Source organism: Clostridium sp. (genome assembly GCF_029258205.1).
Taxonomy (GTDB): domain Bacteria; phylum Bacillota; class Clostridia; order Clostridiales; family Clostridiaceae; genus Sarcina.
In genome coordinates this window covers 1-13,997 of the sequence record NZ_JARHZJ010000039.1, presented here as the reverse complement: position 1 = coordinate 13,997, position 13,997 = coordinate 1, and the positions used below count along the sequence as shown (strand labels likewise).

Annotated in this window: 12 protein-coding genes; 11 read left to right on the top strand and 1 reads right to left on the bottom strand. The window is 27.6% G+C overall.

What is annotated here, in order from left to right:
* Positions 1-14 precede the first annotated feature (14 nt).
* A complete protein-coding gene (locus Q1J60_RS05405; RefSeq protein ID WP_300259367.1) occupies positions 15-1,136 on the bottom strand; it encodes a glycosyltransferase family 4 protein in 1,122 nt (373 codons plus the stop codon).
* Positions 1,137-1,247: 111 nt separating this feature from the next.
* On the opposite strand from Q1J60_RS05405, the gene Q1J60_RS05400 reads away from it, so the two are divergent.
* From Q1J60_RS05400 to pyrG, 11 genes are all read left to right on the top strand, one after another.
* A complete protein-coding gene (locus tag Q1J60_RS05400; protein ID WP_300259365.1) occupies positions 1,248-2,252 on the top strand; it encodes a CotS family spore coat protein in 1,005 nt (334 codons plus the stop codon).
* A 197-nt stretch (positions 2,253-2,449) separates the two neighbouring features.
* Positions 2,450-3,346, top strand: coding sequence for a sporulation peptidase YabG (gene yabG / locus Q1J60_RS05395; protein WP_300259363.1), 897 nt, complete (start codon positions 2,450-2,452; stop codon positions 3,344-3,346).
* A 157-nt stretch (positions 3,347-3,503) separates the two neighbouring features.
* Positions 3,504-3,740 carry a Veg family protein gene (locus Q1J60_RS05390; protein ID WP_300259361.1) on the top strand — a complete coding sequence of 79 codons (237 nt, stop codon included), beginning with the start codon at positions 3,504-3,506 and terminating at the stop codon, positions 3,738-3,740.
* A gap of 523 nt (positions 3,741-4,263) precedes the next feature.
* The gene (locus Q1J60_RS05385) at positions 4,264-5,826 is read left to right on the top strand and encodes a DUF3794 and LysM peptidoglycan-binding domain-containing protein (RefSeq protein WP_300259359.1); all 1,563 of its coding nucleotides are present in this window, start codon (positions 4,264-4,266) and stop codon (positions 5,824-5,826) included.
* A 103-nt stretch (positions 5,827-5,929) separates the two neighbouring features.
* Positions 5,930-6,757: a cyanophycinase gene (locus Q1J60_RS05380; protein WP_300259357.1), complete on the top strand. Its 828-nt coding sequence runs from the start codon at positions 5,930-5,932 to the stop codon at positions 6,755-6,757.
* Positions 6,744-9,374 (top strand): cyanophycin synthetase, encoded by a 2,631-nt coding sequence (gene cphA, locus Q1J60_RS05375; RefSeq protein WP_300259355.1) that lies wholly within the window; start codon positions 6,744-6,746, stop codon positions 9,372-9,374. The genes Q1J60_RS05380 and cphA overlap by 14 nt, the downstream gene beginning before the upstream one ends.
* Before the next feature lie 128 nt (positions 9,375-9,502).
* Complete coding sequence (gene ispE / locus Q1J60_RS05370; RefSeq protein ID WP_300259353.1) at positions 9,503-10,369, top strand: 4-(cytidine 5'-diphospho)-2-C-methyl-D-erythritol kinase; 867 nt, start codon at positions 9,503-9,505, stop codon at positions 10,367-10,369.
* Between the two features lie 67 nt (positions 10,370-10,436).
* Complete coding sequence (gene spoIIR / locus Q1J60_RS05365) at positions 10,437-11,066, top strand: stage II sporulation protein R (RefSeq protein ID WP_300259351.1); 630 nt, start codon at positions 10,437-10,439, stop codon at positions 11,064-11,066.
* Positions 11,067-11,111: 45 nt separating this feature from the next.
* Positions 11,112-12,092: a tRNA 4-thiouridine(8) synthase ThiI gene (locus tag Q1J60_RS05360; RefSeq protein ID WP_300259349.1), complete on the top strand. Its 981-nt coding sequence runs from the start codon at positions 11,112-11,114 to the stop codon at positions 12,090-12,092.
* Positions 12,093-12,114: 22 nt separating this feature from the next.
* Positions 12,115-12,534, top strand: a complete 420-nt coding sequence (locus tag Q1J60_RS05355) for a YwiB family protein (protein WP_060795523.1) — start codon at positions 12,115-12,117, stop codon at positions 12,532-12,534.
* Positions 12,535-12,873: 339 nt separating this feature from the next.
* On the top strand, positions 12,874-13,997 hold a 1,124-nt coding region (gene pyrG, locus Q1J60_RS05350; RefSeq protein WP_300259347.1), incomplete at its 3' end, for a CTP synthase.

The window sequence follows — 13,997 nt, the reverse complement described above, 5'->3', positions numbered from 1 at the left end:
TTTAATATAAAGTTTTATTTTTTTATTTCAGCATATGTTTCTAGGGTTTTATAGGCTGTTTTTTTCCAGTTAAATTTACTAGAATGAGCAAGTCCTTTGTGAATCATCATAGAATAAAATTTAGAGTCATTTAAAAGAATCAATATATTTTCTTTTAATTCATCAATATCAGATGGATTTACAAGAAGAGCTGAGTCTTCACAAACTTCTGGTATAGATGTCACATTTGAAGCTATTACAGGAGTTCCACAAGCCATACATTCTAATGGTGGTAATCCAAATCCTTCATAAAAAGAAGGATAAACTAAGGCTTTAGAAGCGCTATAGAATATAGGCATATCATTTATATCTATAAATCCAGGAAATATAACAGAAGAATTTAAATTTAATTCACAAACCCTGTTTTTATATATTTCATAGGAAGGTCCTTTTGTTCCTATTATTACTAATTTCAAATCTTTTTTATGAGAATTTTTTACTAAGTTAAAAGCTTCTATAAGACCTAAAATATTTTTTCTAGGACTAAATCCACCTACATATAATAAAAAATCTTTATCTATGCCATATTTACTTTTTATATATTCTTTGCAATGAAATTTATTTAAAGGTTTATAAATTTCTTCTGCTGCTAAATGAGTGACAAAGATTTTTTCTTTTGGATAAGAAAAAGTTTTGCTTATATCTTCTTTAGAATAATTTGATACTGTGATTATTCCATCTATATTATCTAATATTGAATGTATGTTTGAATTAAATATTCTTAAAAAGGTATCACTAACTGTATGAGGCATTTTAATTGGTATTATGTCGTGAAGGGTTATTACAGTTCTTATATCCTGAGGTTTTGACAAGCCTATACCATTTTGAGGGATATGATATACATCTCCTAAAATATTTTCTTTAGGATTAGGGATATTTATAAATTCCCAAAAATTTTTTTCTGTGTTTGAACTTGAATTTAAATAAGTAAAATTAGTTTTATTAGAAAGGTTAAGTGATGAATTTTTTGGAATAAGTATATTATAATTATTTAAAAAATCTATTTGATTAAGATTATTTATTATTTGATATGTGTAGTTTCCTATACCAGTTCCTCTATAAAGAGTTGCTGCTCGTCCATCTATACAAATTTTCATAGTAAAATCCTTTCAGTATAAAAATATATATATTATTATATTTATATGTGGAATAAAATGTTAATAAAACACTGTATTATGACATATAAATATGGTAGGGGGTGAATAGATATGATGAGAGAATTTGAAATAGAAAGACAATTTAATATGAAAATAGAAAAAATGAAGCCTAAAAAAGGTGTTTTTTATCTTAAAACTAATAAGGGGGAAAGGTGCTTAAAAAAAATAAATTATGGAACTCAAAAACTACTTTTTGTATATGGAGCTAAGGAGCATTTATCTCAAAATGGGTTTAAGAATGTAGATAGATATTTTTTAAATACAGAAGATGAGCCATATGCATTAGTAAATGAGGATTTATATACTTTATCTAATTGGATAGGTGGAAGGGAATGTGATTTTACTAATATTGATGAGGTTAAGTTAGCTACCATTAAATTAGCAGAATTACATGAAGCTAGTAAAGGGTATGATCCACCTGAAAATTCTAAGCTTAAAACTGATTTAGGAAGATGGCCATATCTAATGGAAAAGAGGGGTAAAGCTCTTGAAAAAATGAGAGGGATGGCCAGAAAGAAAAATTTAAAGAAGGATTTTGATCTGCTTTATATAACAAACATAGAATTTTATAAAGAATTAGCTATAAGGGCGGCAAAAGTTTTAAACAGTTCAGAATATTTAAGGTTATGTGATGAAGCTGAGAATGAAAAGGTATTTTGCCACCATGATTATACTTATCACAATATAATAATTGGGGAGGATAATGAAGTAAATATAATAGATTTTGATTATTGTAAAAGAGAAATCAGAACATATGACATAGCTAATTTTATGAAAAAGGTTTTAAAGAGAGTGGATTGGAACATTGAATATGCAGAGGCAATACTAGATGCATACAATTCAGTTAGTCCTTTAAAAGAAGAGGAATATAAAGTTATTTATGCATTCTTATTATTCCCACAAAGATATTGGAGATTGGCAAATAGGTATTATTACAATGAAGTTATGTGGGGAGAAAATATATTTTTAAATAAGATAAACAACATAATTAATGAGAAAGAAAGATATGTTAAATTTATTTCAGATTTTAAAGAAAAATATAATCAAGAAGGATAATGTCTTTTAGGTGTCTATTTTATAGGCACCATTTTTATTTTAGACTTTGTTTTAAATTAATAGTTTATATAAATTTTAAAAGGCATTTAAAAGAGAGTTTTTTATTTTGTTGATTTGTATTTATAAAAATCGTAATCTCACAATTGATAAGGTGAAATCATATTATGTACTAGGATTAATAGAATAGGAGATAACATATGAAAGTTGGAGATTTTGTAGTTAGAAAGTCTTATGATAAAGATGTAACTTTTAAAATTATAGATATAAAAGAAGTTGATGGGAAAATAATTTATGTTTTAAAGGGACTTCATATTAGAATAATAGCTGATTCTAAAGAGGATGATTTAGAAAAAGTAGAAGATAGTATGGCTGGTGATAAAGATAAAACTTTTGATTCTAAGGTTAATGATATTATAAATAAAGTTATTTTAAGTAGAGAAGAAAGAAATGGTGAAAAAAATATGCTGAGAGGTTTAGATGAGGATATTAGAAAAAATGATAATAAACAGGAGTTAGTATTTGGTCGTCCTGGGAGAATACTTCACATAGATGGTGATGCAACATATATGGAAACTTGTTTAAAGGTTTATAAACAATTAAACTTAAATGCTATTGGGGTAGCAATACCAGAAAAAGAACAACCTCAAAAAATTTTATCTCTAGTAAAAGAATATAATCCAGACATAGTTGTTTTAACTGGTCATGATGGTGTTTTAAAAGATAAAAAGGGAATGCTTGATTTAAATAACTATAGAAACTCAAAATATTTCATAGATTCAGTTAAGCTGCTTAGAAGTTATAATTCTAGTTATGATGAACTTGTTATATTTGCAGGAGCTTGCCAATCTTGTTATGAAAATATTTTAGAAGCAGGGGCTAATTTTGCTAGCTCTCCAAGCAGAGTTTTAATACATTGTTTAGATCCAGTACTTGTATGTGAAAGAATAGCTTACACAAGAATTGATGAGATTGTATCAATAAAGGATGTTATAGAAAATACAATAACAGGAATAAAGGGAATTGGAGGACTTCAAACAAGAGGAAAATATAGAGAAGGATATCCTAAATCATCATATATAATTGATCAAGAATAATTTTAAGTTTTTTTGTAAATAATATAATTGAATGTTTTAGATTAAATATAGTATATTTTTATTGACAAATCAGGGAATTATATAGTAAAATATTTTGTTTTATTTGAAAAAACATCCTTTTTAGTATATAATATATAATAAGAAAGAGGGTGTTAAGATGAGTACTAAAATTACATTAAACTCCATCAGAAAAAACATTGAGGACCACGTAGGTGAAAAAGTTAAGCTTAGAGCTAATGGTGGAAGAAAAAAGATTTTAGAAAATGAAGGAATACTAGAAAGTGTTCACCCAAGTATTTTTGTAGTTAGATTACAAAAAGACACCCAAAGGAAAGTGACATACAGTTATTCAGATGTACTTACAAAAACAGTTCAATTAGATTTTGTTGGTTAGATAAAAGGGCTGACTAAGAAGTTTTTCTTAGTTGGCTTTTTTATTTATAAAAATAAATTGACAATTAAATATATTTTTAGAGATTTAAATAGATTGTTCTATTTTAATATGGTTAGAAAGTTCCATATTAAATTAATACTAGCTTAAAACAAAGACAGATAAATTAGGAAAATTCAATGAATTTTATAGTATTTTTGAAAGGTAAAAAAAAAGAAAGATGGTGGGTTTCCATCTTTCAACTATGGTATAAAAGGGTATTGAGAATTTATGAGAGGTTATATGGTCAATAACCATCTTTATAATACGACATATTTTTCGACATGTCAACAGTTTTTTATATAAAAATGTCGAAAAAAATAAGAAAATTTTTAATTTTATTTTAAAATATTATGTAAACGTTTATAAAATAGGTAAAATATTAAATATTCAAATAAATTTAATTTAAGTAATTAATAGGAAGAATTATCATAATAAAACTATCATACATATATATTATAGTAGTAAATTATTTAGGAGGGATAAAATGGTGAATTTAGATATTATAAAAGAGAGTCTTGACTTTGAAAAGATTTTAAAAGAAAATTCAGAAGACATACCGTTTAAGGAAGAATACTTAATACCAGATACTCAACCAGATGTTTATGAGGTGCTTTCTGTAAACTCTAATGTTTGTATAATAAACAAAGAGGTTCAAAATGAGAGGATATTATTAGTATATAAGGTTGAATGTAATGTTATATATTTAGCTAGAGAAGAAGAAGGTTTAGGAATAAATAATGTTAGTTATAAAGAGGAGAAATCTAGCTTTATTGACATATCAGGTGCTGAACATAGTATGATGTGTGATATGGAGTGTAATCTAGCTCATATCAATGTGAACATAATCAATGAAAGAAAGATAAAAATTGAAGGAAAACTCAAAACAAAGTATAAGGTTTATAAGGAGGAAAAAATAGACTTTATAAAAGATTTAGATGGATTAGGAGATGTTCAAATAAAGAAAAAGCCTGAAAATATAGAAAAAACAATAGCTAATATAGTTTCTTCTATGAGTGGAGCATTACCAATAAATATTGGAATGGACAAACCACAAATAGGTAAAATAATAAAATGTAGTTATATGGTTCACAAACAAGAAATAAAATTAAGTGAAGATAAAATACAAGCTTCTTGTTTAGTTAAAATAAATGCTATTTATAGAGCTTACGATTCAAGAGAGATAATATCCTTAGAAGAGGATTTATATTTATCTAATGAAGAAGAAGTTTTAGGTGTAAATGCAGATATGGATTGTTCAGGATATTTTGAGATTAAGGATTATAATGCAAAAATTTCTCAAAATGATTTAGGTGAAAGTAGAATAATAGATGTGGATTTAACTGTGGATGCTAATGTTAAAGTATCAAAAGTTGAGGTTATTGAAACAATAGAGGATTTATACTCTCCAACTCAAAATATTAATCCTTTAAGAGAGAAATGTAATGTTTATATGGGGGTAAGTGAAAATTCAAATGAGGTTATAGTAAAGGGAAATATTGATTTAGGAAAAGATACAGAAGATGCTATGCAAGTTTTAGATACAACTTGTAACATCTCAGATATGGAAAGTTATTTTGAGGATTCAAGAATTATAATTAAGGGTAATATAGATGTTGAGTCTATATATAAAATAACTGATGATGAAAAGTTATTAAGTAAAGCAAGTGGAACAATTCCTTTTGAAATAGCTTTAGATATGCCAGAGGCTGAAAGTGGCATGAGTTTTGATGTGAAAGCAAATATTGAGGAGTTAAATGGAAATATAGAAGCAAATACTATAGCAATAAAAGCTATAATGTATTTCCATGCTAAATGTTCAGATATATTTGAAAAAGATTATATTAAAGATATTGAACAATTAGAAGAGAATGTTGAAAAAAAATCATCTGTAACAATATATACTATACAACATGGGGATACTTTATGGGATTTAGCTAAAAAATATAAAACAACTATTGATGATTTAGTAAAACTTAATGATATAGAAGATGAGAATATGATTTATGAAGGAGATAAATTAATTATTCCAGGTAGAGCATTATTATAATTTTTTAGAGCTTTGTAATTTTTGAATTACAAAGCTCTTTTTATATGAATAAATATATAAAATGTGGTAAAAATAAAAAATACATGATTTGAGGTGAAGAGTTTTGAAAAAAAATATTAAGAAAAACTTGATAATAATCGGAGGAGCAGAGGATAAAGAAGGAGACAAAGTAATACTAAATTTTGTTGCAGATAAATTAAAAGAAACAGATGGAAATTTAGTTATAGCTACTATAGCCACGGAGTGTCCTAATGTTGTAAAAGAACAATATAAAAATATATTTTCAAGTATGGGAATAAATAAGGTAGAAGAACTTCATATTACTGAAAGAGAAGAGGCTTTTAATACTAAAAATCTAGAGTTAGTTGAGAATGCCTCTGTTATATTTTTTACAGGTGGAGATCAACTAAGAATAACAAGTTTAATAGGAGGTACATACTTATACGATGCTTTACAGAAAAGAAGTTGTGAAGGATGTTATTTTGTAGGAACTTCAGCCGGTGCATCTGTTATGAGTGATATTATGATTGTAGGTGGAGAAGAGGAGGAATCTCCTAAGAAGAGTACTTTGAATATGTCTAGTGGATTAGGGCTTTTAAAAAACACCTTAATAGATCAACATTTTTCTCAAAGAGGAAGAATAGGAAGACTTTTGGCTGGAGTTTGTCAAAATCCTGAGGTTTTAGGTATTGGAATAGATGAAGATACAGCCATTGTTATAAATGATAATGAATTAACTGTAATAGGAAGCGGCTCTGTATATATTGTAGATGGAAGAGAAATTACTTATAGCAATATATCTGAGAAACAACAAGATGAGGTTTTTAGTATTTTCAATGTTAAATTACATGTATTAACATCAGGCAAAAAATTAAATTTAGAAACTAGGGTGCCTTTTGAGGAGGAAAGAAGTAGAAATGAAGATAAATAATCAACGTATCTTTGAAGGAAGAAATATCTATTCTCATAAAAGTTGTATAAGACTAGATGTTGACTTAGAAGGATATTGTGAAACACCTACAAAATGTATTGATGGGTTTAATGAAAGATTATTAGGATATGTTCCAGAATTATATACTCATAGATGCGGAATAGATATAGAGGGTGGATTTTTAGAAAGATTAAAAGAGGGAACTTATTTAGCTCATGTTTGTGAACATACAATAATAGGAATACATAATAAGTTAGGTATAGATGTAAAGTATGGTAAAGCAAGAGAAATAGAAGGGGACTTTTATTATATAATTTTTGAGTATAAATTAAAGAAAACAGCACTTTTAATTGCAGAGTTAGCTGTTGATTTAATGAATACAATTATAAACAAAAAAGAAATTAATTTTGATGAAAGATTAGAAATAATAAAAAAAGTTATGAGAGAAGAAATGGTTGGTCCTTCAACCAAGGCTATATGTGATGCGGCTAAAGAAGAAGGGTTACCAGTCATGTCTATAGGAAATGGAAGTCTTTATCAAATAGGATATGGTAAAGCCGGAAAAAGATTTAGTGCAACTGTAGGAAATAATACAAATGGAATTGCAATAGATATTGCCTGTGATAAGATGCTCACAAAAGAGTTGTTAGAAATTCAAAGTATTCCTGTTGCTAAGGGGGAAAAGGTTGTTAGTACAATTCAGCTTTTAGAAGTCATAAATAAAGTTGGATATCCAGCCGTTTTAAAACCTCAGTGGGGAAGTAAAGGATGTGGAGTATTTTTAAATATAAAAAATGAAAAAGAATTACTAAGAGCATATTCAGAAATTATAAAAGAATGTAAAGATAAAGAGATTATGATAGAGGAATTTAAAGTAGGAAATGACTATAGAGTTCTGCTTGTTGATTATAAAGTTGTAGCAGTTTCTTTAAGAAAACCTCCATACATAATTGGAGATGGTACAAGAAGCATAAAAGATTTAATAGATGCTTTAAATTCAGATCCACTTAGAGGAGAGGGTCATGAAAAACCATTAACTAAGATAAAAATAGATGATGAATTAAAAGGTAGGTTGACTAAAAAAGGATATTCATTAGAAACTATTTTAAATTATGGAGAAAAGTTAATTTTAAGGGGAACTGCAAATTTATCAACTGGAGGAAGTGCTGAGGACTGTACAGATATAATATGCAAGGAAAATATAGAGATATGTGAAAGAGCAGCAAAAGCTATAGGTCTTGATATATGTGGTATCGATATATGTGCAAAATCAATAGATGAGCCTTTAGATAAAACTGGTGGAATAATATTAGAGATAAACGCTGCACCAGGAATAAGAATGCATCATTATCCTACTATTGGTGAAAGTAGAAATGTAGGCAAATACATACTTAATAATATGTTTAAAAGTGGATATAAAAATATTCCAGTAATTTCTGTTACAGGAACTAATGGAAAAACTACCACTGTTAGATTAATATCTCATGTACTTAATCTTATGGGATATAAGGTAGGATGTACAACTACATCAGGTGTTATGATAGATGGAAAATATATTCATCAAGGTGATGATACTGGTTATGAAAGTGCTAAATCAGTTTTACTTAATAGAGAAATAGATGTAGCTGTTTTAGAAACAGCTAGAGGAGGAATGGTAAAACGAGGATTAGCATATAATCTAGCTGATGTAGGAGTAATAACCAATATAAGAGAAGATCATATTGGAATAGATGGGATAATGGATTTAGAAGATTTATCATTTGTTAAATCCTTAGTAGGTGAAGCAGTTAAAAATGATGGGTATGCAGTTTTAAATGCTGATGATGAATGGAGTAAAAATATATTATATAGAATAAATGGTAAGAAAATTTTATTTTCAATGAATGAAAATAATGAGTATTTACAAAAGAATTTAGAAGAGGGAAATCCAATAGTATTTTATAGGGATGAAACTATATATGTGAAAAATAGAGGAAAAGAATATAAGATAGCAACATCAAAAGAAATGAAATTTACTATGGATGGAAAACTACTTCATAACATAGAAAATGCTATGGCAGCATGTGCAGCATTAGTTGGTATAAATATGGACTACTGTATAATATCAAAAGGATTTAGAACTTTTAAATCTTCAGCAGAGGATAATAGAGGAAGGTTTAATATTTTTGATGTTAATGGAGTGAATGTTATTTTAGATTATGGTCATAATGTTGATGGATATAAGGCTGTTATAAATTCTCTTAAAAACTTAGGCTTTAAAAACATAACAGGAATAATTGGTGTTCCAGGAGATAGAGATATTACTACGATTACTAAGGTTGGAGAAATCAGTGGAGAATTTTTTGATTCAGTAGTAATAAAAGAAGATAAGGACTTAAGAGGAAAGAAAAGTGGAGAAGTAGCTAATTTGATTTTAGAAGGTGTAAGAAAGACTTCTAAAGATGATAAAAATATTTCAATAATTTTATCAGAAGAAGAGGCTTTAAAAGCTACCTTAAAGAAGGCTATTAAAGGGCAAACAATAGTAATGTTTTTTGAAGACTATGAGCCTCTTTATAAAATAATAAATGACTTTAAAAATAGAGATAACAAAGAGCTTAAAAAAGTAAATTTATAATTGATGTATTTTAAGAAATCTTCTAATGAATTTAGGAGATTTCTCTTTATTTTAATTAACCCTTTATGTTTTTAGGAGAAAATAATATAATTATATTTAGCTTTTAATAATGTGAGAAGGGTGATTATATGAAAATGAAGGCTTATGCGAAAATAAACATAGCTTTAGATGCCATTGGAAAAAGAGAAGATGACTATCATTTACTAAGAATGATAATGCAAACTGTTGATTTGTATGATGTTATAGATATAACAAAAAGCAAAGGTAGTAGTATAAGTATTTCTTGTAATAAGCATTATGTCCCTACAGATGAAAGAAACTTAGCATACAAAGCGGCAGTGTTATTTAGAGATGAATTTAATATAAAAGATGGTGTAAAAATTAATATTAAGAAGAATATACCTGTAGCTGCAGGTATGGCTGGAGGAAGCACTAATGCAGCGGCAGTTTTGGTTATAATGAATAAGATTTTTAATATCAATGCTAGTTTAGAAGTGTTAAAACAAATAGGACTAAAAATAGGAGCGGATGTTCCATATTGTATTGAAGGTGGAACCGCTTTATGTGAAGGGATTGGAGAGATTATAACACCTTTAAAACCTTTTGAAAATAAAATATTAGTTGTATTAAAACCTAATTTTGGTGTATCTACTAAAGAAGTTTATACAAATTTAGATATAAATAAAATAAGAAAACATGTTAATATAGAAGGGTTAATTCAAGCTATGGAAAATGATGATTTAGATTATGTATCAAAAAATATGAAAAATGTTTTAGAAAATGTAACTCTAAAAAAGCATACCATATTAAAAAATATAAAAGAAGATATGAGAAAAAGTGGAGCTTTAGGGGCAATGATGAGTGGAAGTGGACCTACTGTATTTGCTTTTTTTGATGACATGTTAACAGCTCAAAGAGCCTTTGAATTTTTAAAAGGAAAATATAAATATTCAGATGTATACATAACAAGAACTATAAACAGTAATAATTTTTAAAAAAATATTTTTTGTTGTATAAAAAAATACTCCATGGTAATAATCAAGGTATCAGGGGGTGTTTGGTATGAAAAAATTATTATCAGTTTTATTCTTAGGATTTATGTCTTTATTTATAGTAGGAAGTTATTTGAATGCTAGACAAGCTTTAGGTGTTATAGATGAAAATATTGTTGAGGATATAAGTGAAAAATTAATAAGATTTCATGTTTTAGCCAATAGTGATAGTGATATAGATCAAGACTTGAAAATTAATGTTAAGGATGAGGTATTAAAATATATTTCACCTATATTAAATGAATCACAAAGTTTAGAAGAGTCTAGGGAGATATTAAAAAGAGAAGATAAAAACATTATAAAAATAGCTGAAGATTATATTAAATCACAGGGATTTGATTATACTGTTGAAACAACATTAACGAGAGAAAATTTTCCTGTTAAGGAATATGGCAATATAGTTTTACCACAAGGGGAATATGAGGCTTATAGAATACTAATTGGCGAAGGAAAAGGTCAAAATTGGTGGTGTGTTATGTTTCCACCATTATGCTTCATAGATGTTACTAAGGGACAAGTTGCCTATGATGAAACAGAGAAAAAGATGAAAGATGTATTATCAGAAGAAGAATTTAAGAGTGTTAATAAAAAAGAAAATAACGTAAAATTTGAACTGAAGGTAATTGATTTATTTAAATAAAAGAATTAACATATGATAATAAAGTAATTTTTAGGAGGAAAAGATATGACTAGAGCATTAGCCATGGTTTCAGGTGGATTAGATAGTATATTAGCTGCAAAGTTAATAAAGGATCAAGGAATAGAGGTAATAGGAATCTGTTTTAAATCTTATTTCTTTAATGAAGAGAATGCGAAGAGAATGTGTAAGCAAATAGATATGCCTTTAGAGGTAGTAGATTTTTCAAAAGAACATTTTGAAATGGTCAAGGATCCTAAACATGGTAGAGGAAAAAATATGAACCCATGTATAGATTGTCATGCAATGATGATGAGATATTCAGGAGAATTATTAAAAAAGTTTGACGCTGATTTTATAATAACTGGTGAAGTTTTAAATCAAAGACCAATGTCTCAAAATAGACAAGCGTTAAATACTGTTAAAAAAGAATCAGGATTTAGTGAAAAAATATTAAGACCATTATGTGCTTTAAATTTAGATCCTACAGAGATGGAGTTAAATGGCTTAGTAGATAGAGAAAAATTATTGAAAATATCAGGAAGAAGTAGAAAGGCTCAAATGGAGCTTGCTGAAAAGTGGAATATAGTTGATTATCCATCACCAGCAGGAGGATGTAAATTAACAGAGCCTGGATACGCAATAAGATTAAGTGATTTACTTGATAATCAAGAAAAAGTAGCTAAAGAGGAAATTGAAGTTCTTAAGTATGGTAGACATATGAGAATATCACCAAAAAATAAAGTTATAGTAGCTAGAAATGGTGAGGAGTGGAAAGAAATAGTTAAGTTTAAAAGAGAAGATGATATTTTAGTAACATCTAAAAATTCTACTGGGGCTCCTGTTATATTAAGAGGAGAATTTAATCAAGAAGATTTAGAAACAGCTGCTAGAATATGTGGAAGATATTGTAAAGAAAAAGATAGTGATGCTATTGAAATAAATTATGAGAAAAATGGAGAAATAAATACAATAACAATAACTCCATTTAAAGATGAAGAACTTAAAAAGTATATGATAAATCAATAATTGATTTAGAAAGGATATTATTATGAGTAAAAAAGCTATAATATCAATATGTAGTACTCAAGATATTGGAGAAAAGGAAAAAATAGAAGTTGTAACTGTTGGAGAATTTTCTATTAATGGAGATGAATTTATAGCTACTTATGATGAAACTGAAATATCAGGAATGGAAGGGACAAAAACAACTCTAAAGATAAAGGGCGATAAAGTTGTATTACATAGAGAAGGAACAACCAGCACAAAGATGGAATTCCAAAAGGATAATACCCAAGTAGCTCTTTATAATACTCCTTATGGGATGTTAGAGCTTAAGACATCAACAAAAGAGTTAGATTTAGATGTTAATGAAAATGGAGGAAATATCTCTATAAAATATCATCTAATAGCTGGTGGACAAGAACCTATAAAAACAAATCTTGATATGAAAATAAAAGTAGAAGACTAATCTTCAAATAAAAAATAAGGCTATACCAAAAGGTGTAGCCTTATTTTTATAAGTTATTTATTTTTAAAATAAAAAAAGCTGAAAAAAATTTCAACTTATGAATTCAAATATTAATAATTAATTTTATTAAATATGAGCAAAATATAAATAGTAAACGTTCTATAAATAAAAAATTAAAAAAACACAAAAAAAGTACTAGACTTCTACATTAACTTTTGATAGAATATCTACTATGTTATTAAAACAAGCAATAAAAAACCCATTCTAAATGAGGTAATTATCATTATAAATGAAATAAAGAACGATGTCAAGAATAAATTTACATTAGGAGGAAGAGATATGAGCAAAAATACTAAGTATGTATTTGTAACAGGTGGAGTTGTTTATTCATTAGGAAAAGGAATAACAGCTGCTTCATTAGGAAGATTATTAAAAAACAGAGGATTAAGTGTAAGTATTCAAAAATTTGATCCATACCTAAACATTGACCCAGGTACAATGAGCCCATACCAACATGGAGAAGTTTTCGTAACTGATGATGGTGCTGAAACAGATTTAGATTTAGGACACTATGAAAGATTTATAGATGAAAATTTAACTCAAAACAGCAATATAACAACTGGTAGAATATACTGGTCAGTTATTTCAAAAGAAAGAAGAGGAGAATACTTAGGAGGAACAGTTCAAGTAATACCTCACATAACAAATGCTATAAAAGAAAGAGTTTATAGAGTTTCAAAGGAAAGAGATGTTGATGTTGTTATAACAGAAATTGGAGGAACTGTTGGAGATATAGAATCACAACCATTTTTAGAGGCAATAAGACAAGTAAGAAGCGAAGTCGGAGCAGAAAATGTTTGTTTTATACATGTTACATTAGTTCCATACTTAGGAAAAGCTGGAGAGCTTAAAACTAAACCAACTCAACATTCAGTTAAAGAACTAAGAAGTATAGGAATTCAACCAGATATAATTGTATGTAGAACAGAAAAAGAATTATCAGACGATATTAAAAATAAAATAGGATTATTCTGTAATATTGAAGGAAAAGCTGTTATACAAAATTTAGATGCTGAACATCTTTATGAAGTTCCTTTAATGTTACACGGTGAAGGATTAGATAATTTAGTTTGTGAAAAGTTACACTTAGGATGTAAAGATATAGATAATAGAGAATGGATTGACATGGTTCAAAGAATTAAAAATTTACAAGATGAAGTTACAATAGCTTTAGTTGGTAAATATGTAGAGTTACATGATGCGTATATATCAGTTGTAGAAGCATTAAATCACGGTGGTCTTGCAAATAATACTAATGTAAAAATTAAATGGATTAATTCAGAAGAATTAGAAAGTCAAGATGTAGAAAAAGTTTTAGCAGGTGTAGATGGAGTTTTAGTTCCAGGTGGATTTGGAGATAGAGGAATAGAAGGTAAAATTGAAGCTATAAGATGGGCTAGAGA

Bases quoted from the DNA above. Each gene is read 5' to 3' on its own strand.
- Q1J60_RS05405 (WP_300259367.1), bottom strand. From the start codon at position 1,136: ATGAAAATTTGTATAGATGGACGAGCAGCAACTCTTTATAGAGGAACT.
- Q1J60_RS05400 (WP_300259365.1), top strand. From the start codon at position 1,248: ATGATGAGAGAATTTGAAATAGAAAGACAATTTAATATGAAAATAGAA.
- yabG (WP_300259363.1), top strand. From the start codon at position 2,450: ATGAAAGTTGGAGATTTTGTAGTTAGAAAGTCTTATGATAAAGATGTA.
- Q1J60_RS05390 (WP_300259361.1), top strand. From the start codon at position 3,504: ATGAGTACTAAAATTACATTAAACTCCATCAGAAAAAACATTGAGGAC.
- Q1J60_RS05385 (WP_300259359.1), top strand. From the start codon at position 4,264: ATGGTGAATTTAGATATTATAAAAGAGAGTCTTGACTTTGAAAAGATT.
- cphA (WP_300259355.1), top strand. From the start codon at position 6,744: ATGAAGATAAATAATCAACGTATCTTTGAAGGAAGAAATATCTATTCT.
- ispE (WP_300259353.1), top strand. From the start codon at position 9,503: ATGAAAATGAAGGCTTATGCGAAAATAAACATAGCTTTAGATGCCATT.
- spoIIR (WP_300259351.1), top strand. From the start codon at position 10,437: ATGAAAAAATTATTATCAGTTTTATTCTTAGGATTTATGTCTTTATTT.
- Q1J60_RS05360 (WP_300259349.1), top strand. From the start codon at position 11,112: ATGACTAGAGCATTAGCCATGGTTTCAGGTGGATTAGATAGTATATTA.
- Q1J60_RS05355 (WP_060795523.1), top strand. From the start codon at position 12,115: ATGAGTAAAAAAGCTATAATATCAATATGTAGTACTCAAGATATTGGA.